This window comes from Geobacter pickeringii, from assembly GCF_000817955.1.
GTDB classification, from domain to species: domain Bacteria; phylum Desulfobacterota; class Desulfuromonadia; order Geobacterales; family Geobacteraceae; genus Geobacter; species Geobacter pickeringii.
In genome coordinates this window covers 3,153,558-3,179,926 of the sequence record NZ_CP009788.1, presented here as the reverse complement: position 1 = coordinate 3,179,926, position 26,369 = coordinate 3,153,558, and the positions used below count along the sequence as shown (strand labels likewise).

Here is a 26,369-nt window from a genome sequence, read left to right as displayed (position 1 = left end):
GCAGGCTGAAGTTTCACGGCTGACGGGTGAAGATTGAAGGAAAGGCTACCGTGAAAGGGGGGCGCGTCAAGGGGGCGAAACCACGTTTTTACCCTGGGTGCCGGTTACCCCGGTTTTTCGATGCCGAATTTTTCCAGGCGGTACTGGAGGGTCTTGTAGCTCATGCCGAGCAGCGGCGCTGCCTTGGCGATGACCCAGTCGGCCCGCTCCATCGCCTTGATGATGAGGTTCTTCTCCAGTTCCTCGAACTGGATCCCGTCGGCGGGGAGCTCGAAGGGGACCCAGCCGGCCTGGGAAAGCCCCTCCGTCACCTCGATCGGGAGGTCGGACGGCTCGATCTGATCGCTCTCCGCCATGAGAACCCCCCGCTCGATGACCGACTCCAGCTGCCGGACGTTCCCGGGCCAGCTGTAGTTCATGACGAGCTTCAGCGCCGGCCGGGAGATCCCCTTCACGCCGATGCCGGACTGGCTGCTGTACTTGCGGACGAAAAAATCGGCCAGGGTGGCGATGTCGCTCCCCCGCTCCCGCAGCGGCGGGAGGTTGATCCGGATGACGTTGAGCCGGTAGAAGAGGTCCTCCCGGAACCCCCCCCTCCTGATCTCCGCCTCCAGTTCCCGGTTGGTGGCGGAGAGGATCCGGACATCCACCGGGACGTTCACCTTCCCCCCCACCCGGCGGATCTCCTTGGTCTGGATGGCGCGCAGGAGCTTTGCCTGCATCGCCACGCTCATCTCGCCGATCTCGTCGAGGAAGACGGTCCCCCCGTCGGCCGCTTCGAAGATCCCGATCTCCCGGCTGCTGGCGCCGGTGAAGGCCCCTTTTTCGTGGCCGAAGAGCTCGCTCTCCATGAGGGTTTCGGGGATGGCGGCGCAGTTGATGGCGAAAAACGGCTTCTCCTTGCGGGGGCTCCCGTCGTGGATGGCGCTGGCCACCAGCTCCTTCCCGGTCCCCGATTCGCCGTAGATGAGGACCGTCGAGTTGGTGGGGGCGATCTTGGTGATGACCCGGTAGACCTCCTTCATCTTCGGGTGGGCGCCGATGATGTTGGGGATGGCGTTGGTCTCCTCCAGCTTCCGGTGGAGTGCCCGGTTCTCCTTCACGAGGCTCACCCGCTCCAGGGCGCGCCGCAGGGTGAGGAGGAGGTTGTCCCGCTCCAGCGGCTTCTCCAGGTAGTCGAAGGCGCCGAGCTTCATCGCCTCCACCGCCGAGTCCACGGTGCCGTGGGCCGTCATCATGATGGTGCACTGCTGGGGGTCGTCGGTGAGGACCTGCTCCATGAGCTCCATCCCCGACATCCCCTGCATCTTCAGATCGGTGAGGATGATGTCGAACTCCCTGCCTTCCAGCGTCTCCAGTGCCTCCCGGGCGCCGGAGACCGCCACCGTCCGGTGCCCCTCCCCCTCCAGGATCGTCTGGAGGATCTCGCGCTGGCCGCGCTCGTCGTCAACGATGAGAATGGTCCCTTTCATTCCGTCTCCTTTGGTCGTGCCGGCAGAACCACCGTGAATGTCGTCCCCGCCCCCTCCGTGCTCGCCACGCGGATCTCGCCGCCGTGCTCCCGGATGATCCGTTCGGTGATCGCCAGGCCAAGGCCGATGCCCGCCTCCTTGGTGGTGAACCACGGCTGGAAGATCTTCGCCACGTCCTCCTCGCGGATCCCCCCCCCCTGGTCGGCGAAGGTGAGGAGGAAGGCGCGCTGCTCCGGATCGAAGGCGGCGCCGAGGGTGACGGTCCCGCCGGCAGGCATCGCCTGGGCCGCGTTGGTGACGAAGTTGAAGACGCAGTTGCGGAGCATCTCCCCGTCGGCGCGCAAGGGGGGAAGGTCGGGGGGGATGTGGGCCTCCACCGTCACCCGCTGCTCGGCGAGCTTGTCGTGGAGCACCGGCAGCGCCTTTGCCAGCAGATCCGGGTACGACAACTCCGTGATCCGCAGCTTGAGCGGCCGGCCGTAGTTCATGAAGTTGACCACCATGTAGTTGGCCCGGCGGACCTCCTCCTTGATCTTGTCGGCCAGGGGGACGAACTGCTCCTGACGGTCGGGGCAGGCTGCCTGGAATTCACTCTTCAGGTGGTCGATGGCGAGGCTGATGTAGTTCAGGGGGTTGCGGATCTCGTGGGCGATCCCCGAGGCGAGCTGCCCCACCTTGGAGAGGTGTTCCGCCTCGTAGAGCCGCTTCTCCAGCGACTCCCGCTCCCGGAGCTTGGCCACCATCTCGTTGCAGTTGCGGGCCAGCTCCCCGATCTCGTCCCCGCTCTGGGCCGGAAAGGTGACGGAGAGGTCCCCGTCGGCCACCCGCCGCACCCCGTCCGCCAGATTGTTGATGGGGGCCGTGTACCGCTTGGCGAGGAAGATGGTGAGGGTGATGCCGAGGAGGAAGACGAGGGAGGTCGCCACCACCCGGTTGACCAGGTTCTCGTGCTGGATGGTCCGGATGTTGTCCAGCAGAAGGTTGATCTGCACGTACCCCAGGTGCTCGTCGCCGACGATGACCGGCACCACCAGGTTGTAAGGGCGGACCGAGCCGCTCCCCCCCCGGGCGCCGGGGGAGGCGCGCAGCCCCGTCACCAGCTTCTTGAGCTCCTTCTTCTTGCCGATCTTCGCCGGGTCCGAGGAGTCGATGATCTCCCCCTCGTTGCTGATGATGTTGATCTCGTTGACCCCCTTCTCCTTCGCCTCCTTCATGTACTCGATGAGGCGGGAGCGGTCGGCCTCGTACTCGGAGGTGAGATCCTCGATGCTCATCTGGATCGCCTTGGAGACCACCGTCGAGCTCTCCTGGATCTCCCGGACCATCTCGTTCTGGCTGTACTCGTTGAGGAAAAAGAGGGTGACTACGGCGATGACGAGCAGCGTCAGCATGATCGTCACCAGTTTGGAGTTGAGGGTCATGGGGGCCTCGTGTAAATGGTACGAAATACCGCGGAATTATACACGACCCCCCGGGGGGAGACAAGGCGAATGTCCCCCGTCGCCCGTCGCCGCTCCTTCCCTTTACCGGGGGAGTTCTGCTATCATCGGCGGAAAAACGGCGGGGCTGCCCGGACGGAGGATTTCGTGCACGAGATGTCCATAACCCAGAGCGTGGTGGAGATATGTGAGAAGAATGCGGAGGGGCGGCGGGTCCTGGCCGTGACCCTGGAGATCGGGGAGCTCTCCGGCGTCGTCCCCGAGGCGGTGGAGTTCTGCTTCGAGGCATGCACCAGCGGCACCCTCCTGGAAGGTGCCCGGCTTGCCATCGAGCGGGTGCCGGGGCGGGGCGAGTGCCCCGCCTGCCGTGCCGAGATGCCGGTCAAAACCTACTTCGAGCCATGCCCCTCCTGCGGGGCCTACGGCGTGCGGATCACCGCCGGGGAAGAGCTGCGGGTGAAGGAGCTGGAGGTGGAGTAGGAGAACTGACGTGCCGGAAGGATGGCCGCCACAGGGCGGGAAAGGTACTCAGTAATGGTAACGACAGGCGATGACGACAATCTCGCTTTCTTCAACCTGATATACGAGACGATGTTCGCGGTCGATCCGACGGGACCAGCAACCCGCAAGCTGGAAGCGGAGCGGCTCCGGTTTTCCGGTCCCATCGAAAGGGGTGCGACGAATCTCTTCGAGAAGAGCGAAAATTCGGTCAGCCTGACGTTTGTCGGTCTTTAGCCAGTAACGCAGGTCATCGAGTGCGGTCGGAGTGAATGTGACATTCATAGATCAAGGGCATCCAGGGGGGTACGTTTCCCCGCCCGGGCTTCTTCAAGCGATTGCATGAGCCGTGCGGCATTGGCAGGGTTGGACAGCAGATATTCGCTTTCCATGATGGACTCATAGTCTTCAAGGCTCAACAGGACGACGTTCTCTCCTTTTCGACGCGTAATCAGTATTGGTTCGTGGTTGTTACAAGCTTCGTCCATGACATCCTTTAAAGAATGACGAGCTTCGCTATAGGTAATCGCGTTCATGGCGGTTCTCCTTGAAAATGACAAGATGTTGTACAATAACATGCAATTACATATCTCGCAATGGTAAGATCACAGCCAACCAGTTGGGGGAAGAAAACGGGACAGGCTACTTACGCGAGCAATTGCTGGCCATGCGTGGAAACTGATTTTAACTGGCTAATAATTTTAAAGGTAATTAAATATGGTGTCCCCTGAATTCCTGTAAATTGCTCTATCTCGTTCTTCTTGATTTTTTCAATTTCCGTCAAAGTTTCTTTTTTGGTTTTTGCAGTTTGCTCAGGAGTGCTTGCGCTGACTTGTACTTGCACAAAAGAGCAATCGATCTCTTTGTAGGGGGCTTCGCCATAACAGCGCATGGCAAGTCCTGCGTTATTTCCAACGGATCCTTGCAGGTAGAAGTATGGTGGCTTGCTAATGTCTTGTTCCTCTGAGTATGCAAGCCCAGTCGATGCGCACAACAACAGGATGGTTATCAATGCTTTCATGGCCCACCTTTTTTCAATTTTTTTCCTCATCCAACGGCTTGGGAGAACAGCGGCGGTTTTCAGGCCGCTGCTTCTTCCTGGTTGGGCGCCTCCTTATCTAAGTTGCTAATATGTCGAGCCTGACACCAGAACCACCTCATGATGTTTCGGATATTTCTTTTGATCTTTCAGTGAGTTTTATCCGCCCTAAATACTTCAATATCTCTTTATATTTCGTTTCTTTCAGCTTTACAAAATGGCGTACAAAGTCAATGACCAAAGCGCCAAGTAGAAATATGTACAAAATAAGCACGATTGATCTAGGTTGCTTATTGACCCTTTCTTGAAGGCCCCCTAAAACTAATGGGATTACCACCACAACGAACGTGTTGAAATACAAACCCAAATCAGTGGTTTTTCTGTTTTCTATTTCTAACGAAACTACTTCGATCAGTGTATCAACATTGCTATTGACGTTGAGTATTCTAGAATTTAAGCTTTCTTCAAACTTTTGATAATGCGACTTTGGCATAATGTCGTGTATTTGTGTCACATGGTTAATGTCAATACATGCAGCTGGCTCGAAATAGTTGCGCATTAAAAAATTAATTAGTATGGATATGCCAAAGTACACAACAACTGAAATAATATTCACAACCAAATTATTTGTTGTAACTAGTATAAAAACAAAAGTTGCGATTAATAGTAAATATGCTGAAATTGTCAACTTAAATAGTCCTGAAATTCCAGACAATTGTCGGGTGAACAGAAATTTTCGTAGAGACTTAACGCGTGAGGCGTCTCTGTATGCTCCGTCGAGATGTTCAATTATAGTTTTTAGAGTCATCCTATTCCTCCAATTCTCTGGTCTGCCCAACTCGTAAATCACCCGTTAGGGCGAGCTATCTAAAAATATATAGAACCATATACATGTACATGGACGCGTCTATATCTATATGGGGTTCGGCTATATAGATTTATATGGGAGGCTCGTTTGCCCAGTTATCCGAAACCATCTACATCTATAGGGGTGACTAAGGGGACGTAGTTGATTTGTTGACGAGCCTCTCAACTTGTTCCCACAGTGGCGTCCCCTGCGCCACTATCTCACCGCCACGTACCCAGAGGTGGTCCCAGTTTGTAGGACAGGTTGGCGGCGGGAATAAGGTGGATTGCCGATTGTAGTCATGCCGCCAGTGAGAGAATACGGCCGGCGTAGCCAGACCGGGGGTTTTGCCGATTTTCGGGGACCACCTCTTAGTCCCTCCAGAAATGATCACGGTGTTGAGGCAGCCTTTGGGGTGCTCCCGGCAATATACGGAATCTCTTGTGGTGAGTAAATTGATAATTTCCAAGTCAAGGCGTGTGCTGGGGGCGCTAAGGGGAGAGACGAGGACTGTCTGCCGTCGTGGTGCTACTCCCTCATGCCCGCGGCACGATCATATCCGCGGCCAGGGCGGCCAGCAGCAGGAGGAGGTAGGCGATGGAGGCAGCGAAGGCGCGGCCGTAGCGCTCCCGGGCCACGACGGTGCGCCAGAGGGTGGCGAGGAAGCCGCCGCCGAGGATGAGGGCCGCCGCGGCGTAGCGCCCCGAGCAGGGGCCGAAGAGCCAGAGGGCGAGGGAGGCCGGGACGAGCGCGGTGGCGTAGGCGAAGAGGATGACCTTGGTGTAGGGTGCGCCGAGGACGGCGGGGAGGACCGGTACGCTGGCCCGGTGGTAGTCGTCCCGGTACATGAGGGCCAGGGTCCAGAAGTGGGGAGGCTGCCAGAGGAGCATGAAGAGGAAGAGGGCCACGCCGTCGACCCCGAGGGCCGGGGCGGCGGCGCAGTAGCCGATGAGCGCCGGCAGCGCCCCCGGAATCCCCCCCGGCACCGCGCTGTAGGGGGAGCGCCCCTTGAGCCAGAGGGTGTAGAGGAAGATGTAGGACGCCGCCGCCAGGGCGATGAGGAGCCCGGCGGCGGGGGGGAGCAGCGCCAGCGCCAGCCCGAGTCCCCCGGCGATGAGGCCGAGCGCCGCGGCCATGGCGCGCCCCCGGCCGACCCGGCCGAGGATCGCCGTCCGGCGGGCGAGGCGGGCCATGCAGGTGTCGCGCTCGGCCTCCAGGCAAGAGTTGAGCATCGCCGCCCCGCCGGCCGCCAGCGCGAGGGCCGCGAGGCAGGCGAGGGCGCTCTCCGCCGCCGGCATCCCCCGGGCCGCCAGCGCCATGCCGGCGAACCCCTCGATGACGACCGCCGCCACGATCCCCGGCTTGGCCAGGAGCAGGAGCGATCCCCCGCGCGCCGGCGCCGTTGCCGCGATTCCTTCTCCCATCAGGCGGGTTCCCCCTTCACGGCTGCCGACCACATCCTCCCCATGACGAGGACGATGGCGAGCGCCACCGCCAGGTGGCACGCCGTTGCCACGTAGGAGAGCCCCGAGAGGACCACCACGCCGCCGATCCCCACCTGCGCCGCGCCGAGCACGAGAAGCGCCAGGGCGCTCCGGCGGTGGGGGGAGAGCCGCGCGTCGAGGCGGGTCGCCACCCAGAAGACCGCCAGGGTGACGAGGATCAGGTAGGCGAAGAGCCGGTGGGAGAGGTGGGCGGCGAGCCCCGCGGAGGTGAGGGGGGGGAGCCACTGGCCGCCGCAGGCCGGGAAGTCGGGGCAGGCGAGCCCTGCCCCGGCGTGGCGGACGTAGGCGCCGAGGGCCGCCTGGCAGACCACGAGGAAGACGAGGCCGAGGAAGAGCCCCGCGTCTCCCCGGGCCGGGAATGCCGGCGTCCGTTCATTCCCCTCGAAGGCGGCCATGGCGGCGGCGAGGAGGAAGACCCCCATGCCGGTGGCGAAGTGGAGCGTCGTCAGGTTCACCGGGGTCTCCAGCAGGACCACCATCCCGCCGATGACGATCTCGACCCCGAGGATCGTCACCGCCGCGACAGGGACCGCCTTTGCCATCCCCCGCCATTGCCGCAGGCGCCTGCTCGCCAGCAGGAGGAGCGCGAGGGTCGCCACCGCCGCGATCACCCGGTGCATAAACTCCATCCAGATGTCGAGCCGGAAGGGGGGGAGCACCCGGCCATGGCAGAGGGGCCAGTCGGGGCAGGCGAGCCCCGCCTTCATCCCCGCCACCAGGTTCCCCCAGACGAGGAGGAGAAAAAACAGTCCCACGGTTATTCTGCCGAGCATGGCGGAACCTCCTTGCGAATTCAGCGGAACAGCGTGTCCGACAGCGTCCCGAAGATTATCAGCGCCAGAAACCCCAGGGGGAAGAGGGCGAAGGCCCAGACGAGCCTCCCCTCATTGCGCAGGTGCATGAAGTAGAGCGCCACCAGCGCCGCCTTCAGCGAGGCGATGGCCAGGGCCGCCGCGGCGTTCCCGAGCCCCAGGTCCAGGTAGGAGACCCCCCAGGTGATCCCCGTCAGGACGAGGAGCGCCAGCCAGATGGCGATGTAGGTGCGTTGGGCGGTCATCGGTCACCCCACGAGATAGAGGAGCGGAAAGAGATAGATCCAGACGAGGTCCACGAAGTGCCAGTAGAGCCCCCCGATCTCCACCGGCGTGCGGGAGGCGCGGGCGAAGTGCCCTTTGCGCGTCCGGGCCAGCAGCCAGCCGAGTACCCCCATCCCGGCCATGACGTGGATGCCGTGGAGCCCCGTCATGGTGAAGTAGAGGGAGAAGAAGAGGTTGGTCTTCGGGTAGAGGTGGCGGCTGAAGTCGTCGCTCCACTCCAGGTACTTCACCCCGAGGAAGGAGGCGGCCAAAACGATGGTGCAGAGGAGAAAGAGCCGAAGCCGCTTCCTGCGCCCCTGCCGTGCCGCCGCCACCGCCAGCGCCATGGTGAGGCTGCTGGTGATGAGGATCACCGTGTTCGCCGCTCCCAGGAGACGGTTCAGCTTCAGGTGCTCGGTGTGGAAGAGGTCGGGGTAGCGGAGCCGGAAGACCGTGTAGGTGGTGAAGAGCCCGCCGAAGAGGAGGACCTCCGTGGCGAGGAAGCACCAGATGCCGAGCCTGGCCGTATCCAGGGCGTAACTCCGCTCCTCCCGGCTCTCTTCCGCCCCCCCTTTCATCGGCACACCACCTTTTTCCCGTAGCCGTAGGGCCAGTCGGTGACGGTGGGAATCTCTTCAAAATTCTCCGTCGGGGGGGGCGACGGCGTCTGCCATTCCAGGGTGAGCCCCCGCCACGGATTGGCGCCGGCCTTTTCTCCCCGCAGCATCCCCCAGACGAAGTTGGCGAACATGATCGCCACGCCGACGGCGAGAATCCAGGAGCCGGCGGTGGCGAAGACGTTGTCGGCGTGGTACTTGGGGAGGTATTCGGCGTAGCGGCGCGGCATGCCGTGGTACCCCATGATGAACATGACGAAGAAGGTGGCGTTGAAGCCGACGAAGGTGACGGCCCAGGCGAGCTTCGCCACGGTCTCGTTCAGCATCCGCCCGGTCATCTTCGGGAACCAGTAGTGGAGCCCGGCGAAGAGCCCCATCACCGTCCCTCCCATCATGGTGTAGTGGAAGTGGGCCACCACGAAGTAGGTGTCGTGGAGGTGGACGTTGGTGGCCAAGGCGCCGAGAAACGGCCCGGTGAGCCCGCCGATGATGAAGAGGAAGATGAAGGTGAGGGCGTAGAGCATGGGGGATTCGAAGGTGATGGAGCCGCGGTAGAGGGTGGCGATCCAGTTGAAGACCTTCACCCCCGTTGGCACCGCCACGAAGAAGGTGAGAAACGAGAAGATCACCCCCGCCACCGGCGACATGCCGCTGACGAACATGTGGTGCCCCCAGACGAGAAAGCCGATGAAGGCGATGGCGAGCGACGAGTAGGCGATGGCCCGGTAGCCGAAGATCGCCTTGCGCGAGAAGACCGGGATCACCTCGGAGATGATTCCCATGGCGGGGAGGATCATGACGTAGACCACCGGGTGGGAGTAGAACCAGAAAAAGTGCTGGAAGAGGAGGGGGTCCCCCCCCTTGGCCGGGTCGAAGAAGCCGACCCCGAAGAGCCGCTCGGCGGCCAGGAGGAGGAAGGTGATCCCCACCACCGGCGTGGCGAGGACCTGGATGATGCTGGTGGCGTACATCCCCCAGATGAAGAGGGGGAGCCGCATCCAGGTGAGCCCCGGTGCCCGGAGGCGGTGGGTGGTGACGATGAAGTTGAGGCCGGTGAGGATCGACGACATCCCCACGAGGAAGATGCCGAAGGAGAGGGTGGCCACCGCCGCGCCGGTCTTGGCCGAGTAGGGGGTGTAGAAGGTCCAGCCGGTGTCCATGGGAGAGACCAGCGAGGCGAGGATCACTACGATGCCGCCGATGAAGACCCAGTAGGAGAGGAGGTTCAGCCGCGGGAAGGCGACGTCGCGGGCGCCGATGAGGAGCGGGATGAAGAAGTTACCGAGCCCCGACGGGATGCCGGGGATGATGAAGAGGAAGATCATGATCGCCCCGTGGAGGGTGAAGAGGACGTTGTAGGTGTGGTCGTTCATGAGGGACGGGCCGGGGGTGAGGAGCTCCAGCCGCATGAGGAGCGCGATCACCCCGCCGACGAGGAAGAAGAAGAGGGTGGTGAAGAGGTAGAGAACCCCGATCCGCTTGTGGTCGAGGGTGAGGGCCCAGGAGCGGAACCCCTTGTCGGTCAGGTACCCCCGGTCGGCGGGGGAGGTGTCGGTGGCGTGGTCAGTCATGGGTTTTCCTCGTCATTTCAGCGTCTTCAGGTACGCGATGATCGCCGCGATGTCGTCGTCCGAGAGGGTCCCCTTGAAGGTCGGCATCACCGGCGGGTACCCCTTGACAATCTTGGCGTTGGGCTCCACGATGGACTCCTTCAGGTAGTTTTCGTCGGCCACGACGCTCGATCCCCCCTCAAGCTCCACCTGGTGGCCGAAGACCCCCTTGAAGGTCGGTCCCACCTTGCGGCTCCCGTCGAGGGAGTGGCAGGCGAGGCACCCCGACTTCTCCACCAGTTCCTCGCCGCGGTGGGCGAGGGATTCCCCTCCCGCTCCCTCCGCCGGCCCCTTCTGCCACCGCGCGAAGTCGTCGGGGGGTACCACCACCAGGTTCGCCATCATGGCGGAGTGCCCCGTCCCGCAGTACTGGGAGCAGAAGATGACGAAGGTCCCCGTCTTCTCCGGCTGGAGCCAGAGGTGCGTGTACCGGCCGGGGAGGATATCCTGCTTGAGCCGGTAATCGGGGATGAAGAAGCCGTGGAGGACATCCGTTGAGGTCATGGTCAGCTTCACCGGCTTCCCCACCGGGATCCGCAGCTCGTTGATCACCTTGCGGCCGTCGGGGTAGGTGAACTCCCAGAGCCACTGCCGGGCGGTGACGTTGATCTCCATGGCGCCGGGGATGGGGCGCACCATGTCGCGGTATCCCCACCACCCCACCACGAAGATGGCCAGCACCAGGAGCGACGGGATCACCACCCAGATGAATTCCAGGATGCCGTTCTCCGTGATCTGGGGGGTCTCCTCCTCGGGCTCTCCGCGGCGCCGGCGGTACCGGATGGCGAAGTAGATCAGGAACCCCTGGGTCAGGAAGAAAAAGAAGAGCCCGACGGCGACGATGAAGAGAAAGACCGCATCCACCTCCCCCGTGGAGCGGGCGGCCTGGTCGGGGAAGAGGGCGAGGGTGTTCATGGCCGTTCCCTCCCGCTGCGCCGCTCCCGGCGCCAGAAGAGGGCGAGGGGGACCCCCACGGCGACGAGGGTGACGATGCCGGCGCCGGTCATGACCCGGGAGGCGAGGAGGGCGTACTTTTTCCCGACGGGGTCGTAGTGGTAGCAGGCGAGGATGATCCGGTTCATGAGGGGAGAGCCGCCGATCTTTCCGTCCGACGCCTCCATGAGGGCAAGCTTCAGGTCCCGCGGGGACTGCTCGATCCCGTAGAGGTAGCGCGCCACCCGGCCGTCGGGGGTGAGGATGACGATGACGGCGGGGTGGGCGTAGTTCACCTCGTCGGTCTTCACGTAGCGGTAGCCCACCGTCGTCGTGAGCCGCCGGATCTCCGGCTCGTGGCCGGTGAGGAAGGTCCAGCGCCCGGCCGGAACGGGAGTCCCCCGGAGCATGGCGTGGGTTTCGCTCTCCTTCTCCAGGGCGCGGGAGAGGGGCTCCCCGGGGTCGAAGCTCACCGTCACGATCCGGAAATCCTTCGCCAGGGAGAGCCCTTTCATTGTCTCCATGGTGCCGGCCAGGTTGCGGAAGATGGTGGGGCAGAGCATGGGGCACGAGTAGTAGTTGAGGGTGAGGATCACCGGCCCGTCGTCGAAGAAGTCGCCGAGGCGGACCGTTTTCCCGGTGGTGTCGGTGAAGACGAGCTCCTGCGGAATCCGGGCGCCGGGCTTCTCGTCAACGCCGATCTGGCGCAGGATCTCGTCGGCCGGATCGCGGCGGAATGGATCCTGCTGGTGGGCGTCGGCGGCTCCGCCGGGGCCGGCCACCGGGGCCAGGGTCAGGATCCCCGCCACCATGAAGCGGAGCGCTTTTCGCACCATCTCTTTGCCGCCGCGGGCGGCGCGTGGGAAGCTGATCATGGTCCGGGACCGTTTTTCCTTCGGGGGGTGGTGGGCACAGCTTCAATACTACCCCACGGGGGGGGCTTTGCAAGCCGCCGGACCGCGCCGGCGGCGGCCAAAATCGTTTTACAAACCGCGGCAAATATTCTAAAGTGGCGCCTCTGTGTAAACAATATCCCGCGTGGGGAGAAACGCCATGGAACCCCTCAAAAGTACGCCGCTTTCTGTCGAGCACGAACGCCTCAATGCCCTCATGGCCCCCTTCGGCGGCTGGCACATGCCGATCCAGTACGAGGGGATCATCGCCGAGCATAAATGGTGCCGCGGGCAGGCCGCCCTCTTCGACATCTGCCACATGGGGGAGTTCCTCTTCACGGGGGACATCGTCGCCTCGGGGCTGGAAGAGGTCTTCACCTTCTCCGTGGCGTCGATCCCGGTGGGGCGCTCCCGCTACGGCTTCCTCCTCAATGAAAACGGCGGGATCATCGACGATCTGATCGTCTTCCGCATCGCCCCCGACGAGGCGATGGTGGTGGTGAACGCCGCCACCATCGACAAGGACTTTGCCGCCATCTCGGCGCGGCTCTCCGGCGGGGAGTTCCGCAACGTCTCCGCCGCCACCGGCAAGCTCGATCTCCAGGGACCCCTCTCCCGCGAGGTGCTCACGGCGGTGGCCGGCCCCGAGATCGCTTCAATTCCCTATTTCAAGTTCATCAAAACCCAGGTGCTCGGTGCCGACGCCATCGTCAGCCGCACCGGCTACACCGGCGAGCTCGGCTACGAGATCTTCCTCCCGGCGGAGAAGACCGTGGAGCTCTGGCACCGGCTCCTGGCGGACGAGCGGGTGAAGCCCGCCGGCCTCGGCGCCCGGGACGTGCTCCGGCTGGAGGTGGGGTACAGCCTCTACGGCAGCGACATCGACGAGGCCACCACCCCCCTGGAGGCGGGGCTGGAGGCGTTCGTGAACTTCGACAAGGGGTTCGTCGGCAAAGAGGCGCTCCTGAAACAGCGGGCCGAAGGGACGGCGCGGACCAAGGTCGCCTTCCAGGTCGGCTCCCGCCGCTCGCCGCGCCACGACTACGAGATCTGCTTCGAAGGGGAGCGGGTCGGCACCGTCACGAGCGGCGTCTTCTCCCCCATGCTCGGCTGCGGCATCGGCATCGGCTACGTGACCCCCGCCGTCGCCACCCTCGGCGCGCCGCTCACCATCCGCCAGGAGAAGGTGAGCATGGAGGCGACGGTGGTGGAGCTGCCGTTCTACCGGGGCGGATCGCTGCGGTCCTGAAATCTTTTCATCCGAAATAAGAAGCAATTTGACATTACAGGAGGATTCACCATGGAAACCTATTTCACCAAAGAGCACGAGTGGGTCAAGGTCAAGGAGGGGGTTGCCGCGGTGGGGATCAGCGAGTACGCCGCCCACCAGCTCGGCGACGTCACCTTCGTGGAGCTCCCCGCGGTCGGGAAGAGCGTGAAGCAGTTCGAGGTCCTGGCGGCCATCGAGTCGGTGAAGGCGGCGAGCGACATCTACGCCCCGGTCTCCGGCACGGTGACCCAGGTGAACGATGCCTTGAACGACCGTCCCGAGATCGTGAACGAGGCCGCCGAGGACGCCGGCTGGATCGCCTGGATCGAGATGGCCGACCCGGCGGAACTGCAGAAGCTCATGACCCGCGCCCAGTACGACGACTACCTGAAAGGCCTCGAATAATGAGCGGTGCCAGCTACTGTCCCAACACCCCGGAGGAGATCCGGGAGATGCTGGCGGCCATCGGCGTCGGGAGCGTCGACGATCTCTTCCGCCCCATCGCGCCGGGGTTGCGGGCCAAGTCCTTCGACCTGCCGGAGGGGATGTCGGAGTTTGAGATGCTCCGCCACTTCCAGACCCTGGCCGGGAAGAACGCCCAGCACCTCACCCCCTTCGTCGGCGGCGGCTTTTACGATCACCTGATCCCGGCCGTGGTGGACCACCTCTCCGGGCGGGCCGAGTTCTACACCGCCTACACCCCCTACCAGCCCGAGTGCTCCCAGGGGACCCTCCAGGCGCTCTTCGAGTACCAGACCGCCATCTGCCGCCTGACCGGCATGGATGTCTCCAACGCCTCCCTCTACGACGGCGGGACGGCCCTGGCCGAGGGGGCCCTGATGGCGCTGCGGGTCACCGGCCGCAGCCGGCTGGTCATCGACGGCGCGGTGAACCCGCTCCACCGCGACATCGTCCGGACCTACCTCGCCAGCCTCGACGTGGAGCTGGTGGAGATCGGACCGAAGCTCGGGATGGAGGACGACGCGCGGCTGCGGGCCGCCATCGACGACGCCACGGCGGCGGTCATCGTCCAGAACCCCAACTTCTTCGGGAGCGTGAGCGACTTCCGCCGACTTGCCGCCGACGCCCACGCCGCCGGCGCGCTCCTGGTGGTTTCCGCCTACCCGGTGGCCCTGGGGCTCGTGGAGAGCCCCGGCGCCATGGGGGCCGACATCGTGGTGGGGGACGGCCAGAGCCTCGGCAACCCCCTCTCCTTCGGCGGCCCCTCCTTCGGCTTCATCGCCAGCCGCAAGGAGTACATCCGCAACCTCCCCGGCCGGATCATCGGCGAGACCGTGGACCGGAAGGGGCAGCGGGGGTTCGTCCTGACGCTGCAGGCCCGCGAGCAGCACATCAAGCGCCACAAGGCCACCTCCAACATCTGCAGTAACCAGAGCCTCTGCGCCCTGCGCGGCCTGATCTTCCTCTCGGCCCTGGGGAAGGAAGGGTTTGCCGAGCTCGCCCGCCTCAACTACGACAAGGCGGAGTATGCGAAGGGGGTCCTCGGGGGGCTCTCCGGGGTGGAGGTGGTGAACGGCTCCGCCACCTTCAACGAGTTCACCCTCTGCCTCCGGAAGAGCGCCGACGAGGTGGTGGCCGGGCTCCTCAAGCGGGGGGTGGCGGCGGGGGTCCCCCTGGGGCCGTACTACCCCGACATGGGGAACTGCCTGGTGGTGACCGTGACCGAAAAACGGACGAGGGAGGAGATCGACACCTTCGCCCGGCAGCTGGAGGGGGTGCTATGGAGCTGATCTACGAACAGTCACGGAGCGGGCGCCGCGGGGTGCGGCTTCCTGCGAGCGACGTCCCGGCCGCCGCCGGCCTTCCCGCCTCCCTGGCGCGGAGCGAGGCCGCCAACCTTCCCGAGGTGAGCGAGCTGGACGTGGTGCGCCACTTCACGAACCTGTCGCGCCGCAACTTCTCGGTGGACACCCACTTCTACCCCCTGGGCTCCTGCACCATGAAGTACAACGTCAAGGCGATCGAGGAGGCGGCCAGGCTCTTCGCGCCGTTCCACCCGATGGTGCCGCTCCTCCCCGGCGGGGCCTCCTTCAGCCAGGGAAGCCTCGGGCTCGCCCATGAGCTGGGGAGTGTCCTTGCCGAGATCACCGGCATGGACGAAGTGACCACCCAGCCCCTGGCCGGCGCCCACGGCGAGATGACCGGGATCATGCTGGTCGCCGCCTACCACAAGGCCAAGGGGAACAAGAAGAAGTACGTGGTGGTCCCCGACTCCTCCCACGGCACCAACCCGGCCTCCGCTGCCATGGTGGGATACGAGATCATCACCGTCCCCACCGCCCCTTACGGCGACATGGATCTGGATAAATTCCGCGAGGTGATGACCGACGAGGTGGCGGCGGTGATGATGACCTGCCCCAACACCCTCGGGCTCTTCAACCCGCACATCAAAGAGATCTGCGACATCGCCCACGACCACGACGCCCTCATGTACTACGACGGCGCCAACCTCAACGCCATCCTCGGCAAGGTCCGCCCCGGCGACGTCGGGTTCGACGTGATCCACGTGAACCTCCACAAGACCTTCGGCACCCCCCACGGCGGGGGCGGCCCGGGGAGCGGCCCGGTGGGGGTGAAGAAGCAGCTCGTCCCGTTCCTCCCCGATCCCCGGATCGTGAAGCACGCCGACGGAAGCTACGCCGTGGACTTCGCCCCCCACCGGACGAGCATCGGCCGCACCGCCGGCTTCTTCGGCAACTTCGGGGTCATGGCGAAGGCGTTCGCCTACATCACCATGCTCGGCCGCCAGGGGCTCATCGAGGTGAGCGAGCAGGCGGTCCTGAACGCCAACTACGTCATGAGCCGGCTGAAGGACGTGTACGACCTCCCCTACGACCAGACCTGCATGCACGAGTGCGTCTTCTCCGCCGGCCGCCAGGTGAAAAACGGCGTCCACGCCATCGACATCGCCAAGTTCCTCATCGACCGGGGATACCACCCCCCCACGGTCTATTTCCCGCTCATCGTCAAGGAGGCGATCATGATCGAGCCGACCGAGACCGAGAGCAAGGAGACTCTCGACGCCTTCATCGAGGTGATGCGCGCGGCGGCGGAGCTGGCCGAGACGGAGCCGGCCGCCTTCGCCGCAATGCCGGAGACCATGCCGGTCACGCGTCTCGACGAAACCAAGGCGGCGCGGGAGCAGAACGTCTGCTACTTTGGCTGCTGATTCCCCGCAGAACCTGACCCGCTGGCGCCTCATCGACACCGGCCCCCTGGATGGGAGGGCCAACATGGCGGTGGATGAGGCGCTGCTGCGGCATTTCGATCCCGCTGCATCGCTGCCGGTGCTCCGCCTCTACGGGTGGGAGCCACCGGCTTTTTCTTTGGGACGGTTCCAGAACGGGGCGGAGGCGCTGGATCTGGAGCGCTGCCGGGCCGCCGGGATTCCGGTGGTGCGCCGGATCACCGGCGGCGGGATGATCTACCACGCCGAGGAGCTGACCTATGCCGTCGTCTGCGGGCCGGCCCAGATTCCCGACGGGCGGGGGGTGAAGGGGGCGTTCCGGACCCTCACCCGCTTCCTCCTTAGTTTCTACGCCGGCCTCGGCCTCGACCCCTCCTGGGCGGTGGAACGCCAGCCGGCGGAGATGCTCGGGCTCCGGACCCCCCTCTGCTTTGCCGGCCGGGAGGAGTACGATATCCTTGCCGCTGGGAGGAAGATCGGCGGCAACGCCCAGCGGCGGCTGAAGGAGGCGGTCTTCCAGCACGGCTCCATCCCCCTGCGTCCCGCCCTGCCGCAGGCGCTGCCGTATCTCCGGCAGGTGCCGCCCGGTTTTCTGGAGGGGACGGCGAGCCTCGCCGAGCTCGGGATAACGGCAGGTGCCGCCATCCTGAAAGAGCGCCTTGCCGTCGCCTTCGCGGCCGCCCTCGGGGTGGAACTTGTCCCCTCGGTCCTCTCGGATGCCGAGGCGGCCACCGCCGCCCGACTCAAGGCGGAGCGCTACGGCAGCGACGCCTGGAACCTCCACGGAGAAAGCCCATGAACATCGTCCGCAAGCCGGAATGGTTGCAGAAGAGGATCAACCCCGCCGCCCACGCCGAGATGGAGGGGCTCCTCGGTGAGCTCCGCCTCCACACGGTCTGCCAGGAGGCCCGCTGCCCCAACATCACCGAGTGCTTCCGGGAGCGGCAGGCGACCTTCCTCATCCTCGGGGCCGACTGCACCCGCCTCTGCTCCTTCTGCAACGTGACCAAGAAGACACCTCTCCCCCCCGATCCCGGGGAGCCGGAGCGGGTGGCCGAGGCGGTGGCGCGGCTGCGTCTTGCCCACGTGGTGATCACGAGCCCCACCCGCGACGACCTCGCCGACGGCGGCGCCGGCCACTACGCCGCCACCGTCGCCGCCATCCGGAGTGCCTCCCCCGCCACCACGGTGGAGCTCCTCATCCCCGACTTCCAGGGGAGCGTCGCGAGCCTCCGGACGGTGGCCGCCGCGTCCCCCGCCATCATCGGCCACAATCTGGAGACCGTCCCGCGCCTCTACCAGATCCGGGCCGGGGCCGACTATGGCCGCTCCCTCGCCGTGCTCCGGACCCTGAAGGAGCTGGCGCCGGAGGTAAAGAGCAAGTCGGGGCTCATGCTCGGCCTCGGCGAGACGGAGAACGAGGTGCTGCAGGTGATGGCGGAGCTGCGGGAGGCGGGGTGCGCGTACCTGAGCCTCGGCCAGTACCTGGCGCCAAGCCGCAGCCATCACCCGGTGCACGAGTTCGTCCGCCCCGAGCTCTTCCAGCGGTTGCGGGAGAAGGGGGAGGCGATGGGGTTTGCCCATGTGGAGAGCGGTCCCTACGTGCGGAGTTCCTACCACGCCGCCCATTACGGCGAAGGGGTCTGAGTCGGCTGCCGGCTTTACACCCCGTCCGGTGGTGGTACCCTTGTGGAAAAACACCGACGGAGGGAGGGGACCATGAGCTACGGCGAGGACAGGATCTACAAGAAGGTGGAGGTGATCGGCGTTTCGAAGCGGGGGATCGAGGCGGCGATCCAGGCGGCGGTATCCAAGGCCCACAGGACTCTGGAAAAACTTTCCTGGTTCGAGGTGCAGGATATCCGGGGGCACGTGGCGGATGACGGAACGGTGAGCGAATACCAGGTGGTGCTCAAGGTGGCGTTCCAGCTCAAGGAGTGAGAATCCCGTGGATTGTTCAGCGGGGCTCTGGTATAGTCGCCCGGTATCCACTAACCGATTGAAAGGAAAGTCATTATGGCACAGGCACAGCAGGGCGATACCGTGAAGGTTCACTATACCGGCAAGCTTACCACCGGCGAGATATTCGATTCATCGGAGGAGTGCACCAGCTGCGACTGCGAGAGCGGCCCCATGGAGTTCACCATTGGCCAGGGCGAGGTGATTCCCGGCTTCGAGACGGCGGTCATCGGGATGAGCCCCGGCGAATCGAAGACGGTCACGATCCCCGTGGACCAGGCCTACGGCGAGCGGGTGGATCAGATGGTGGCAGAGGTTGAGCGGGAGTTTCTCCCTGCCGACGTGGTGCCGGAGGTGGGGCACCAGTACGAAGTGACCCAGGAGGGGGGCGATGTCTTCAGCGTGACCGTCACCGCCGTCACCGATACCCACGTCACCCTGGACGCCAACCACCCCCTGGCGGGCCGCGACCTGGTCTTCGAGATCAAGCTCCTCGAAATCGCCTGATTCCGAAACGACATACCGCATCAAAAAAGGGAAGGGGCTCGATGCCCCTTCCCTTTTTCTATTGAACAATCACCACCCTGCGAAACGTGGATTTTGTGTCCTGGCTAGGCGCCGAGCACGTGCGCGGAGGCGTACCCCTCGATACGCCGCACAAGCACGCGCGCAAGGCAACAACGCCAGGGCGCAAAAGCCGCGTTTCGCCCTCAGTTTTCGGTCATGAAGTGCTCTTCGTACATATCTTCCAACTGCTGCAGATGCTTGGTCTCGTCGGCGAGCATCTGGGCGAAGATCCCCCCCATCGGCGCCCCGGCGCACCCGTCGGCCATCCTCTTGTAGAAATCGATGGACCCCTTTTCCAGGTGAATGGCGTAGGCGAGGGCCTCGCGGGTGTCGGAATCGGCTCTCAACTCCTTTTTGGCCAGCACGTAGCCGAGGTTCATGGTCGGAATCTGCCGGGTGAGGGCGTCGCCCCCGGCCATCTGCCCCTCGAGGAGCGATTTCTCCAGGCTGCATTTGTGGTCGAGCTCGTCGACGGCAGCCTCCTTGAGGATCTCCCGGGCTCCCTTCAGCTTCACCTTGCGGATCGCGTCGAGGTAATGCCGGAACCCCTCCTCCTCCATCTTGATCGCCATCTCCACGGCGGCTTCGAACGTATAGCAGACAGCTCCCTGGTCACTCATGGCTTTTCCCCTTCCGTGTCTCGGTTAAATGACACTTTATTAACACACCAGCCGTTCAAGCACAAGGGTCTTGTATACACGATCTCCTGGCAATCGGCGGCAGGTGCGCTACACTTTCCGGCAGAAGCGGTCATCTGTCCAGTTGGGGGAGGGGCGTCATGAAGGTATTTCTCGCCGGAGGAACCGGTTTTGTGGGGGGGCACGTGCGGCGCGAACTGCTGGCCAGCGGTCACACCGTTCGCCTTCTGGTCCATAGCCGCCGGGACGGCCTGGAGCAGGGAGTGGAGCAGGCGGAGGGGGACGTGACCCGCCTCGAAATCTTCGCGCCGGCGGTGGCGGGGTGCGACGCCACCATAAACCTCGTGGGGATCATCCGGGAGTTTCCCGGCCGGGGGGTGACCTTCGAGCGGCTCCACGGGGAGGCGACCCGGAACGTGCTGGCGGCGGCGAAGGGGGGGGGCGTGAAGCGCCATCTCCAGATGTCCGCCCTCGGGACCCGTCCCCATGCCACCTCTCGCTACCACCAGACGAAGTGGGAGGCGGAGGAGCAGGTCCGGGGCTCGGGGCTCGACTGGACCATCTTCCGGCCGTCCATCGTCTTCGGGCCGAAGGACGACTTCATCAACAAGCTGGCCGGCTACATCAGGGGGTATCCGGCGGTGCCGGTCATCGGGGATGGGAAGTACCGACTCCAGCCGATCGCGGCCGACGACGTGGCGCGCTGCTTCGCCCGGGCCCTGGAGATCCCCGCAACGGTCGGTCAGACCTACGAACTGTGCGGCCCGGACCGGATCGTCTACAACGACCTCCTCGACACCATCGGCCGGGTGCTCGGCAGGGGGCGCGTGGCGAAGATCCCCAACCCCCTCGGGGTCATGAAGCTGGTGGTGCCGCTCCTGCAGGGATTTCCGTTCTTTCCGATCACCATGGATCAGATCCTGATGCTTGTGGAGGAGAACATCTGCGCCACCCCGTGGCCCGCGGTCTTCGGCTTCGAGCCCGAGCGGTTCGAGGCGGGAATCCGGAAGTACCTCCGCTAGCTTGCCCCCACCACCCCGCCCGACGGAGAACCCGGCAGATCATGCCGGGTTTTTTTCGTTACAGCAGCCCCTGGGAGACGAAGCTCGTGAACCGCCCGTCGCCGACGATGATGTGGTCGAGGACCTTGATCCCCATCAGATCCCCCGCCTCCCGCAGCCGGCGGGTGATCTCCAGGTCTTCGCGGCTCGGGGCGGGGTCGCCGGTGGGGTGGTTGTGGACGAGGATTACCGCGGCGGCGGATTCGCGCACCGCCGGGTTGAAGACCTCCCGCGGATGGACGATGCTCTGGTTGAGGGACCCTTCGGAGACCTGGACTTCGCGGATGATCCGGTTCTTGCCGTCCAGGAGCAGCGCCAGGAAATACTCCTTGCGCCGGTCCCGCAGGGCGAAGTGGTAGTGGTTGTAGATCTGCTCGGGGGAGGTGAAGCGGTCACTGCAGACCAGGAACCGGTCGGTATTGATCCGGGAGGCGATCTCCAGCGCGGCCTTGATGGAGGCCGCCTTGGCCGTCCCCATCCCCTTGACGGCGCAGAGTTCGGCCGCCGTGGTGCCGGCCAGGGTGCGGAGATCGCCGAACCGTTGCAGCAGCGCCCGGCCGAGGTCGATGGCGCTGTGTTTGGTCACTGAATCGCCGGTGCGGATGATGAGGGCGAGGAGCTCCGCGTCGGTGAGGATGCCGGCGCCGCGCCGCACCAGCTTCTCCCGGGGACGCTCGTCCTCGGGCCACTCCTTGATCCCCCCTCCCATCGCCATTCCCCCTTCATGCCTGGTTTCCCGCGTCGGACCGCCCCGGAGGGCGGACAAACCCTAGCATGAATCATAAATAATGAGAAATGGTTTTTGTTTGGGTTACTTTACGAAGAGGTAGACGAGCACGGTGCCCCCCACCAGGAGCCGGTACCAGACGAAGGGATAGAGGGAATGGCGCTGGACGAGACGCAGGAGCAGCGCGATGCTGAGGTAGCCGATGACGGCGGAGGTGGCGATGCCGATCAGCATCGGCTGCAGTTCTCCTGCGGGGATGCCGTGCTTGAAGAGGTGGCCGAGCTTGAGGATGGCGGCGCCGGCCACGATGGGGAGCGAGAGGAGAAAGGAAAAGCGGGCCGCCGTGTCGCGGCCGTACCCGGCGAAAAGGGCCGCGGTGATGGTGATGCCGGAGCGGGAGACGCCGGGGAGGAGGGCGAGGCACTGGGCGAAGCCGATGATGAGGGCCGTCCTGAGGTCGATGCGGTCCATGCGCCACCGCTTGCTGCCGATGGTGTCGGCCAGAGCCAGCAGCAGGCCGAAGCCGATGAGGAGTGCCGCGATGGCGGCCGGGTTATGCCGGAAGAGCGCCTCGATCGGTTCCTCCAGAGTCTTGCCGGCGATGGCCGCGGGGATGGTGCCGGCAATGAGGTAGAGGGGGAGCCGGGAGGCGGAGGAGCGGAAGCCGGTCGAGACGCCGGAGAAGAAGTTCACCACCAGTTCGGCGATGTCGCGGTGGAAGTAGAGGCAGAGGGCGATGAGGGTGCCGACGTGGAGCGCCACGTCAAAGGTGAGCCCCGATTCGGGCCAGCCGAGGAGCCAGGGGAGAAGGATCAGGTGCGCCGAGCTGCTGATGGGAAGGATCTCGGTGAGCCCCTGGAGGGCGCCGAGAACGGTGGCGTGAAGCGGGTTCATGAAAGGACCTCCGTGGTGGATGCGCAAGCCCGGGCACCGTAGAGCAAATAGTGCGTAAAATCAAGCGAAAACGGGCATGTCGTTTTCGTGACCATGAAACGCCGTTGTAACATTTTCCGTAGGAATTGGCGGTCAGATGTGGTATTGCTCTTCCGTTTGACACATCAAATCCGGCGGCCGAAAGCCGCCGCCACCGTGGAGGTTTCGATGTTCGGCCTGATCCCGAAGGAAGAGAAGTTTTTCACCATGTTCAAGGAGATGTCCGCCAACATCACGGAGGGAGCCCGCCTCCTGAAGGAGATGCTCGACAATTTCGACGACCCCCAGGCATCCCAGCGCCGCATCAAGGATGTGGAGCACCGGGGCGACGCCATCACCCACGACATCATCCAGAAGCTCAACAAGAGCTTCATCACCCCCTTTGACCGGGAGGACATCTACTCCCTGGCGTCGGCCCTGGACGACATGATCGACCTGATCGACGCCTCGGCGATCCGCTTCATCATGTACAACGTGGAAAAACCGACGGCAGAGGCCAAGGAGCTTGCCTTCATCATCCTCCAGTCGTGCCAGGCGGTGGAGAAGGCGGTTTCCCACCTGGGGGGGAAGTTCGAGCATATCGCCGAGCACTGCGTCGAGGTGAACGCCCTGGAGAACGAGGCCGACCGCGTCTGCCGGGAGGCGATCAGCCGCCTCTTCGACGAGGAGAAAGACCCGATCCAGCTCATCAAGTGGAAGGAGATCTACGAGACCCTCGAACGGGCCACCGACAAGTGCGAGGACGCGGCCAACATCCTGGAAAGCGTGGTGGTGAAAAATGCCTGACGTCATGCTCCTGATGCTCGTCCTGGTCATCGGGGCGGCCTTGGCGTTCGACTACATCAACGGGTTTCACGACACCGCCAACGCCATCGCCACCTGCGTCTCAACCCGGGCCCTGTCGGTCCGCTCGGCCATCATCATGGCGGCGGTCCTCAACTTCGCCGGGGCCATGATCTCCACCAAGGTCGCCGCCACCATCGGCAAGGGGATCGTCGACGCGGGCAACGTCACCCAGATGGTGGTGCTGGCCGGCATCCTCGGCGCCATCGTCTGGGACCTGATCACCTGGTACTACGGCCTTCCCGCCTCCTCCTCCCACGCCATCATCGGCGGCCTCATGGGTGCGGTCATCGCCCACGCCGGTTCCGGCGCCCTGCACTGGAAGGGGCTTGAGAAGATCGTCCTCTCCCTGGTCCTCTCCCCGATTGTCGGCGTTGCCCTCGGCTTCATCGTCATGGTCATCATGCTCTGGAGCTTCAGGGGCACCGCCCCCCATGCCATCAACAAGCAGTTCCGGCGGCTCCAGGTCCTTTCGGCCGCCTTCATGGCCTTTTCCCACGGCACCGCCGACGCCCAGAAGTCCATGGGGGTCATCACCATGGCCCTGGTGAGCTACGGTACCCTCTCCGCCTTCGTGGTCCCCACCTGGGTCAAGATCGCCTGCGCCGTGGCCATGGGGCTCGGCACCGCCGCCGGCGGGTGGCGGATCATCAAGACCGTCGGCAAGGACTTCGTGAAGCTGCAGCCGGTCCACGGCTTCTGCGTCGAAACCGCCTCGGCCGGGGTCATCCTGGGGGCGTCCTCCATCGGGATGCCGGTCAGCACCACCCACGTCATCACCTCCGCCATTCTCGGCGTCGGCCTCTCCAAGCGGCTCACGGCGGTAAACTGGAACGTGGCGGGACGGATCCTCGTCGCCTGGGTGCTGACCATCCCGGCCTCGGCCATCATGGCCTACGTCTGCTACCAGGTTTTCAATCCGCTTCTCGGGAAATAGGGGAGATGCTCTGCGGCCGGTGCGGGCCGCACGCTGCAGGAGACGAAACGAAAAAGCGGGGGATGCCCCGCTTTTTCGTTTCTGATGGACTTATTCCAGCTCTTCGCCCACCTCTTCCATCTCCTCGGTGATAGCGGCGAAGGTTTCGTCCCGCTTCCGGAAGCGGACGAGGAGCCAGTAGCAGAGGGCATAGGCGACGAGGGCGGCGGCAAAGCCGAGAAGGGACGAGCCGACGAGGAGGGAGGTGGCGTGGCTTTCCAGGTGCCGCCACTCGAGCCCCCGGATGTGGAGGGGTTGGGGGGGGAGCCCCCGGACGAGCCGTCCGAGCTTGTAGGAGAACCCGAGGGCCGGCACCACCGTCAGGGGGGTGTTCACCCAGGCGCCGGTGATGCAGGTGAGCTTGTTGATCCGGAGCAGGAACGCCGCCGCGATGGCGAGTGGGGTATGGATGCCGAAGAAGGGGGTGAAGCTGATGAAGACCCCCACGGCGAACCCCGCGGCGATATGCCCCGGGTGGCTGTCCAGGGAGAGGATCGTCTTGAGGTTTTTCTTCCATTTTTCCTTGTTGAACACGAGATCGTCTCCCTGATGCGCGGTCGAGTCTAATGGGGACCCCTCACCTTTGTCAATCCATTTCCCCCCGCGGCGGGCCGGCAAAGAGTCCTCCGGGGGGGCTGAGCTGAAAAATGACCGGCCTGCGCTATACTTTTACCGTTGACAATATTCCACACCAAATATATATGTTAAATCATATGTGCGGTGGCGCCGGCGCGTAGTGCCGTTCGCCTCCACGAGGAGGTTGTGTGATCCGGTTCCTTGCCCTCTCTTCCCTTCTGCTGCTTGTCACCCCCGCTGCCTGGGCCGCCGAGCCTGCCGTGAGCTTCCGGGAGGCCCTCCGCATGGCGCTGGAGCGCAACCACCTCGTCAGCGGCGCGGCGTACGAAAAGGAGGCCGCCGAACGGGGTGCGGCCGCCACCAGGAGCCGCTATCTCCCCCGCATCACGTTTGACGAGAGCTTTGCCGCCTCCAACTCTCCCACCCGCACCTTCATGATGAAGCTCGACCAGGGGCGCTTCGCCCAGGACGACTTCCAGCTCGGCAACCTCAACTCCCCCGCCACCCGCACCGATTTCCGGACCATGTTCTCCCTGGAGCAGCCGCTCTTCGATTTCTCCATCGGCTATGGCCGGGAGATGGCCGAGCGGGAGGCCGAGGAGAAGGGCTACCTCTTCGAGCGCCGCCGCGAGGATGCGGGGTATGCGGTCCTCGCCGCCTACCTGGGGGTCCAGCGGGCGCGGGCCGTCCTCGACGCCACCGAGAAGGAGGTGGTGGAGGCGCGGGAGCACCTGCGGCTGGCCAGGACCCGCAGCGAGGGGGGGACGGGGCTTCGGTCGGACGAGCTGCGGGCCCGCACCTTCCTTTCCGAGGCGGAGGAGCGGACCATCACCGCCCTGAACGACCTGCAACTCGCCAAGATGCGGCTCGCCCTCGCGGTGGGGGGCGGTGCGGGGGAATCCCTCGACATCCGCGAGGAGATGAAGGGGGAACCGCTCCGGCTGCAGGAGGAAGAGCTCGTGCGCGCGGCCCTCGTCACCCGTCAGGACCTGAAGGGGGCCGAGAAGGGGGTCGAGCGGGCCGCCGCCGCCGTCGGCCTCGCCGCCAGCGCCTGGCTCCCGACCGTCTATGCCGGCGCCTCATGGCAGATGAATGACCGCGACATCCCCTTCGGCCGCGACAACGACGCCTGGAACGCGGGGGTGACCCTTCGGTGGGAGCTCTTCGACGGGATGCGGCGGAGCAGCGACCAGGGGCGGGCCCGTGCCTCCCGCGACGCGGCGGTCCAGTACCGGGAACAGTTCCGCAAGGAGATCGCCCTCCAGATCCGGGAGAGCCTCCTGCGCCGGGGCGAGGCGGGGAAGCGCCTGGAGGTCGCCCGCCATGCCTTCCTGGCGGCCGAGGAGGGGATGCGGCTCGTGAACAAGCGGTTCGGGGAGGGGCTCGCCACCATGGTGGAGCTCCTCGACGCCCAGACTTCCCTCAACCGTTCCCGCACCGGGCTCGTGGAGCGGGAGACCGATCTTCAGCTGGCGACGGCGCGGGTCTACCACGCCGCCGGCCTCTTTCTGAAGGAGATGATGAATCCGTGACGGCTGCCGCCCCGCTTCGCTCCGCGTGCCGCTCGCACCGCCGCGGCGCGGCTCATTTCGCTACCGGCCTGAAACTCACCCTGACGGGTTCGGACAATCAGGCCGGTGGCCGCTCCATGTCGCCTGCCGCGGCTGGCGCTCGGGCACAGT

At 64.5% G+C, this 26,369-nt stretch carries 30 protein-coding genes; 13 read left to right on the top strand and 17 right to left on the bottom strand.

Annotated features, from left to right (window positions below; translation table 11 throughout):
- Positions 1 to 104 precede the first annotated feature (104 nt).
- Together GPICK_RS14465 and GPICK_RS14460 are read right to left on the bottom strand one after the other, a co-directional pair.
- Complete coding sequence (locus tag GPICK_RS14465) at positions 105 to 1,472, bottom strand: sigma-54-dependent transcriptional regulator (protein WP_039744357.1); 1,368 nt, start codon at positions 1,470 to 1,472, stop codon at positions 105 to 107.
- On the bottom strand, positions 1,469 to 2,893 hold the full coding sequence (locus GPICK_RS14460) for a sensor histidine kinase (RefSeq protein ID WP_039744356.1): 1,425 nt from the start codon (positions 2,891 to 2,893) through the stop codon (positions 1,469 to 1,471). Before GPICK_RS14460 ends, GPICK_RS14465 begins: the two co-directional genes overlap by 4 nt.
- 165 nt (positions 2,894 to 3,058) lie before the next feature.
- Here GPICK_RS14460 and hypA point away from each other — a divergent pair, with 165 nt between their 5' ends.
- Complete coding sequence (gene hypA, locus GPICK_RS14455) at positions 3,059 to 3,391, top strand: hydrogenase maturation nickel metallochaperone HypA (RefSeq protein WP_039745839.1); 333 nt, start codon at positions 3,059 to 3,061, stop codon at positions 3,389 to 3,391.
- Between the two features lie 48 nt (positions 3,392 to 3,439).
- Here the strand turns inward: hypA and GPICK_RS17125 are convergent, their stop codons facing one another.
- The 11 genes from GPICK_RS17125 to GPICK_RS14405 form a co-directional block, all read right to left on the bottom strand.
- A complete protein-coding gene (locus tag GPICK_RS17125) occupies positions 3,440 to 3,694 on the bottom strand; it encodes a Txe/YoeB family addiction module toxin (protein WP_084201451.1) in 255 nt (84 codons plus the stop codon).
- Positions 3,691 to 3,945 (bottom strand): type II toxin-antitoxin system Phd/YefM family antitoxin, encoded by a 255-nt coding sequence (locus GPICK_RS14445; RefSeq protein ID WP_039744352.1) that lies wholly within the window; start codon positions 3,943 to 3,945, stop codon positions 3,691 to 3,693. The genes GPICK_RS17125 and GPICK_RS14445 overlap by 4 nt, the downstream gene beginning before the upstream one ends.
- A 110-nt stretch (positions 3,946 to 4,055) precedes the next feature.
- Entirely contained in the window at positions 4,056 to 4,430 is a 375-nt protein-coding gene (locus GPICK_RS14440) for a hypothetical protein (protein ID WP_039744350.1), read from the bottom strand.
- Between the two features lie 136 nt (positions 4,431 to 4,566).
- Positions 4,567 to 5,007, bottom strand: coding sequence for a hypothetical protein (locus tag GPICK_RS17890; RefSeq protein ID WP_236685580.1), 441 nt, complete (start codon positions 5,005 to 5,007; stop codon positions 4,567 to 4,569).
- Positions 5,008 to 5,831: 824 nt separating this feature from the next.
- On the bottom strand, positions 5,832 to 6,719 hold the full coding sequence (gene cyoE / locus GPICK_RS14435; RefSeq protein ID WP_052263453.1) for a heme o synthase: 888 nt from the start codon (positions 6,717 to 6,719) through the stop codon (positions 5,832 to 5,834).
- Positions 6,719 to 7,573 carry a COX15/CtaA family protein gene (locus GPICK_RS14430; protein WP_039744349.1) on the bottom strand — a complete coding sequence of 285 codons (855 nt, stop codon included), beginning with the start codon at positions 7,571 to 7,573 and terminating at the stop codon, positions 6,719 to 6,721. The genes cyoE and GPICK_RS14430 overlap by 1 nt, the downstream gene beginning before the upstream one ends.
- A gap of 20 nt (positions 7,574 to 7,593) precedes the next feature.
- Entirely contained in the window at positions 7,594 to 7,857 is a 264-nt protein-coding gene (locus GPICK_RS14425; protein WP_039744347.1) for a cytochrome C oxidase subunit IV family protein, read from the bottom strand.
- 3 nt (positions 7,858 to 7,860) lie between these two features.
- Positions 7,861 to 8,454 (bottom strand): cytochrome c oxidase subunit 3 family protein, encoded by a 594-nt coding sequence (locus GPICK_RS14420; RefSeq protein WP_039744345.1) that lies wholly within the window; start codon positions 8,452 to 8,454, stop codon positions 7,861 to 7,863.
- Positions 8,451 to 10,064 (bottom strand): cytochrome c oxidase subunit I, encoded by a 1,614-nt coding sequence (gene ctaD / locus GPICK_RS14415; RefSeq protein WP_039744343.1) that lies wholly within the window; start codon positions 10,062 to 10,064, stop codon positions 8,451 to 8,453. The genes GPICK_RS14420 and ctaD overlap by 4 nt, the downstream gene beginning before the upstream one ends.
- A 12-nt stretch (positions 10,065 to 10,076) precedes the next feature.
- Entirely contained in the window at positions 10,077 to 11,018 is a 942-nt protein-coding gene (gene coxB, locus GPICK_RS17885) for a cytochrome c oxidase subunit II (RefSeq protein ID WP_039744342.1), read from the bottom strand.
- Entirely contained in the window at positions 11,015 to 11,911 is an 897-nt protein-coding gene (locus tag GPICK_RS14405; protein WP_052263452.1) for an SCO family protein, read from the bottom strand. The genes coxB and GPICK_RS14405 overlap by 4 nt, the downstream gene beginning before the upstream one ends.
- A gap of 178 nt (positions 11,912 to 12,089) precedes the next feature.
- Between GPICK_RS14405 and gcvT the strand changes: the two genes are divergently transcribed.
- The 8 genes from gcvT (at position 12,090) to GPICK_RS14365 (ending at position 18,873) form a co-directional block, all read left to right on the top strand.
- Entirely contained in the window at positions 12,090 to 13,178 is a 1,089-nt protein-coding gene (gene gcvT, locus GPICK_RS14400; RefSeq protein ID WP_039744340.1) for a glycine cleavage system aminomethyltransferase GcvT, read from the top strand.
- Between the two features lie 51 nt (positions 13,179 to 13,229).
- Complete coding sequence (gene gcvH, locus GPICK_RS14395) at positions 13,230 to 13,604, top strand: glycine cleavage system protein GcvH (RefSeq protein ID WP_039744337.1); 375 nt, start codon at positions 13,230 to 13,232, stop codon at positions 13,602 to 13,604.
- Positions 13,604 to 14,950 (top strand): aminomethyl-transferring glycine dehydrogenase subunit GcvPA, encoded by a 1,347-nt coding sequence (gcvPA, locus tag GPICK_RS14390; RefSeq protein WP_039744335.1) that lies wholly within the window; start codon positions 13,604 to 13,606, stop codon positions 14,948 to 14,950. The genes gcvH and gcvPA overlap by 1 nt, the downstream gene beginning before the upstream one ends.
- Positions 14,941 to 16,389 (top strand): aminomethyl-transferring glycine dehydrogenase subunit GcvPB, encoded by a 1,449-nt coding sequence (gene gcvPB, locus GPICK_RS14385; RefSeq protein WP_039744333.1) that lies wholly within the window; start codon positions 14,941 to 14,943, stop codon positions 16,387 to 16,389. Before gcvPA ends, gcvPB begins: the two co-directional genes overlap by 10 nt.
- Positions 16,379 to 17,206 (top strand): lipoate--protein ligase family protein, encoded by an 828-nt coding sequence (locus GPICK_RS14380; RefSeq protein WP_039744331.1) that lies wholly within the window; start codon positions 16,379 to 16,381, stop codon positions 17,204 to 17,206. The genes gcvPB and GPICK_RS14380 overlap by 11 nt, the downstream gene beginning before the upstream one ends.
- The gene (lipA, locus tag GPICK_RS14375) at positions 17,203 to 18,054 is read left to right on the top strand and encodes a lipoyl synthase (RefSeq protein WP_039744328.1); all 852 of its coding nucleotides are present in this window, start codon (positions 17,203 to 17,205) and stop codon (positions 18,052 to 18,054) included. Before GPICK_RS14380 ends, lipA begins: the two co-directional genes overlap by 4 nt.
- Positions 18,055 to 18,126: 72 nt before the next feature.
- Positions 18,127 to 18,348, top strand: a complete 222-nt coding sequence (locus GPICK_RS14370; protein WP_039744326.1) for a dodecin — start codon at positions 18,127 to 18,129, stop codon at positions 18,346 to 18,348.
- Between the two features lie 75 nt (positions 18,349 to 18,423).
- Positions 18,424 to 18,873: an FKBP-type peptidyl-prolyl cis-trans isomerase gene (locus GPICK_RS14365; protein WP_039744324.1), complete on the top strand. Its 450-nt coding sequence runs from the start codon at positions 18,424 to 18,426 to the stop codon at positions 18,871 to 18,873.
- Positions 18,874 to 19,076: 203 nt separating this feature from the next.
- On the opposite strand, the gene GPICK_RS14360 is transcribed toward GPICK_RS14365, so the two are convergent.
- Positions 19,077 to 19,553 (bottom strand): ferritin family protein, encoded by a 477-nt coding sequence (locus tag GPICK_RS14360; RefSeq protein ID WP_039744322.1) that lies wholly within the window; start codon positions 19,551 to 19,553, stop codon positions 19,077 to 19,079.
- 158 nt (positions 19,554 to 19,711) lie between these two features.
- Here GPICK_RS14360 and GPICK_RS14355 point away from each other — a divergent pair, with 158 nt between their 5' ends.
- Positions 19,712 to 20,593 carry a complex I NDUFA9 subunit family protein gene (locus GPICK_RS14355; protein WP_039744320.1) on the top strand — a complete coding sequence of 294 codons (882 nt, stop codon included), beginning with the start codon at positions 19,712 to 19,714 and terminating at the stop codon, positions 20,591 to 20,593.
- A gap of 58 nt (positions 20,594 to 20,651) precedes the next feature.
- Here GPICK_RS14355 and radC read toward each other — a convergent pair whose 3' ends face one another.
- Positions 20,652 to 21,341, bottom strand: a complete 690-nt coding sequence (gene radC / locus GPICK_RS14350; RefSeq protein WP_039744318.1) for a RadC family protein — start codon at positions 21,339 to 21,341, stop codon at positions 20,652 to 20,654.
- Between the two features lie 102 nt (positions 21,342 to 21,443).
- On the bottom strand, positions 21,444 to 22,253 hold the full coding sequence (gene uppP, locus GPICK_RS14345) for an undecaprenyl-diphosphatase UppP (protein ID WP_039744316.1): 810 nt from the start codon (positions 22,251 to 22,253) through the stop codon (positions 21,444 to 21,446).
- Between the two features lie 207 nt (positions 22,254 to 22,460).
- Between uppP and GPICK_RS14340 the strand changes: the two genes are divergently transcribed.
- Together GPICK_RS14340 and GPICK_RS14335 are read left to right on the top strand one after the other, a co-directional pair.
- Positions 22,461 to 23,078, top strand: a complete 618-nt coding sequence (locus GPICK_RS14340) for a DUF47 domain-containing protein (protein ID WP_039744314.1) — start codon at positions 22,461 to 22,463, stop codon at positions 23,076 to 23,078.
- Entirely contained in the window at positions 23,071 to 24,072 is a 1,002-nt protein-coding gene (locus GPICK_RS14335) for an inorganic phosphate transporter (protein ID WP_039744311.1), read from the top strand. The genes GPICK_RS14340 and GPICK_RS14335 overlap by 8 nt, the downstream gene beginning before the upstream one ends.
- A 90-nt stretch (positions 24,073 to 24,162) precedes the next feature.
- Here the strand turns inward: GPICK_RS14335 and GPICK_RS14330 are convergent, their stop codons facing one another.
- Positions 24,163 to 24,645, bottom strand: coding sequence for a DUF2062 domain-containing protein (locus GPICK_RS14330; RefSeq protein ID WP_039744309.1), 483 nt, complete (start codon positions 24,643 to 24,645; stop codon positions 24,163 to 24,165).
- 230 nt (positions 24,646 to 24,875) lie between these two features.
- On the opposite strand from GPICK_RS14330, the gene GPICK_RS14325 reads away from it, so the two are divergent.
- A complete protein-coding gene (locus GPICK_RS14325; protein WP_039744307.1) occupies positions 24,876 to 26,219 on the top strand; it encodes a TolC family protein in 1,344 nt (447 codons plus the stop codon).
- Positions 26,220 to 26,369 lie beyond the last annotated feature (150 nt).

Excerpts from the sequence above, each read along its gene's own strand:
- GPICK_RS14340 (WP_039744314.1), top strand. The coding sequence starts at position 22,461 with ATGTTCGGCCTGATCCCGAAGGAAGAGAAGTTTTTCACCATGTTCAAG.
- GPICK_RS14465 (WP_039744357.1), bottom strand. The coding sequence starts at position 1,472 with ATGAAAGGGACCATTCTCATCGTTGACGACGAGCGCGGCCAGCGCGAG.
- uppP (WP_039744316.1), bottom strand. The coding sequence starts at position 22,253 with ATGAACCCGCTTCACGCCACCGTTCTCGGCGCCCTCCAGGGGCTCACC.
- GPICK_RS14460 (WP_039744356.1), bottom strand. The coding sequence starts at position 2,893 with ATGACCCTCAACTCCAAACTGGTGACGATCATGCTGACGCTGCTCGTC.
- ctaD (WP_039744343.1), bottom strand. The coding sequence starts at position 10,064 with ATGACTGACCACGCCACCGACACCTCCCCCGCCGACCGGGGGTACCTG.
- lipA (WP_039744328.1), top strand. The coding sequence starts at position 17,203 with ATGAACATCGTCCGCAAGCCGGAATGGTTGCAGAAGAGGATCAACCCC.
- GPICK_RS14440 (WP_039744350.1), bottom strand. The coding sequence starts at position 4,430 with ATGAAAGCATTGATAACCATCCTGTTGTTGTGCGCATCGACTGGGCTT.
- coxB (WP_039744342.1), bottom strand. The coding sequence starts at position 11,018 with ATGAACACCCTCGCCCTCTTCCCCGACCAGGCCGCCCGCTCCACGGGG.
- GPICK_RS14370 (WP_039744326.1), top strand. The coding sequence starts at position 18,127 with ATGAGCTACGGCGAGGACAGGATCTACAAGAAGGTGGAGGTGATCGGC.
- GPICK_RS14445 (WP_039744352.1), bottom strand. The coding sequence starts at position 3,945 with ATGAACGCGATTACCTATAGCGAAGCTCGTCATTCTTTAAAGGATGTC.
- gcvT (WP_039744340.1), top strand. The coding sequence starts at position 12,090 with ATGGAACCCCTCAAAAGTACGCCGCTTTCTGTCGAGCACGAACGCCTC.
- GPICK_RS14405 (WP_052263452.1), bottom strand. The coding sequence starts at position 11,911 with ATGATCAGCTTCCCACGCGCCGCCCGCGGCGGCAAAGAGATGGTGCGA.
- GPICK_RS14420 (WP_039744345.1), bottom strand. The coding sequence starts at position 8,454 with ATGAAAGGGGGGGCGGAAGAGAGCCGGGAGGAGCGGAGTTACGCCCTG.
- cyoE (WP_052263453.1), bottom strand. The coding sequence starts at position 6,719 with ATGGGAGAAGGAATCGCGGCAACGGCGCCGGCGCGCGGGGGATCGCTC.
- GPICK_RS14355 (WP_039744320.1), top strand. The coding sequence starts at position 19,712 with ATGAAGGTATTTCTCGCCGGAGGAACCGGTTTTGTGGGGGGGCACGTG.
- radC (WP_039744318.1), bottom strand. The coding sequence starts at position 21,341 with ATGGGAGGGGGGATCAAGGAGTGGCCCGAGGACGAGCGTCCCCGGGAG.
- GPICK_RS14335 (WP_039744311.1), top strand. The coding sequence starts at position 23,071 with ATGCCTGACGTCATGCTCCTGATGCTCGTCCTGGTCATCGGGGCGGCC.
- GPICK_RS17890 (WP_236685580.1), bottom strand. The coding sequence starts at position 5,007 with ATGCGCAACTATTTCGAGCCAGCTGCATGTATTGACATTAACCATGTG.
- GPICK_RS17125 (WP_084201451.1), bottom strand. The coding sequence starts at position 3,694 with ATGAATGTCACATTCACTCCGACCGCACTCGATGACCTGCGTTACTGG.
- gcvH (WP_039744337.1), top strand. The coding sequence starts at position 13,230 with ATGGAAACCTATTTCACCAAAGAGCACGAGTGGGTCAAGGTCAAGGAG.
- gcvPB (WP_039744333.1), top strand. The coding sequence starts at position 14,941 with ATGGAGCTGATCTACGAACAGTCACGGAGCGGGCGCCGCGGGGTGCGG.
- gcvPA (WP_039744335.1), top strand. The coding sequence starts at position 13,604 with ATGAGCGGTGCCAGCTACTGTCCCAACACCCCGGAGGAGATCCGGGAG.
- GPICK_RS14425 (WP_039744347.1), bottom strand. The coding sequence starts at position 7,857 with ATGACCGCCCAACGCACCTACATCGCCATCTGGCTGGCGCTCCTCGTC.
- GPICK_RS14365 (WP_039744324.1), top strand. The coding sequence starts at position 18,424 with ATGGCACAGGCACAGCAGGGCGATACCGTGAAGGTTCACTATACCGGC.
- GPICK_RS14360 (WP_039744322.1), bottom strand. The coding sequence starts at position 19,553 with ATGAGTGACCAGGGAGCTGTCTGCTATACGTTCGAAGCCGCCGTGGAG.
- GPICK_RS14430 (WP_039744349.1), bottom strand. The coding sequence starts at position 7,573 with ATGCTCGGCAGAATAACCGTGGGACTGTTTTTTCTCCTCCTCGTCTGG.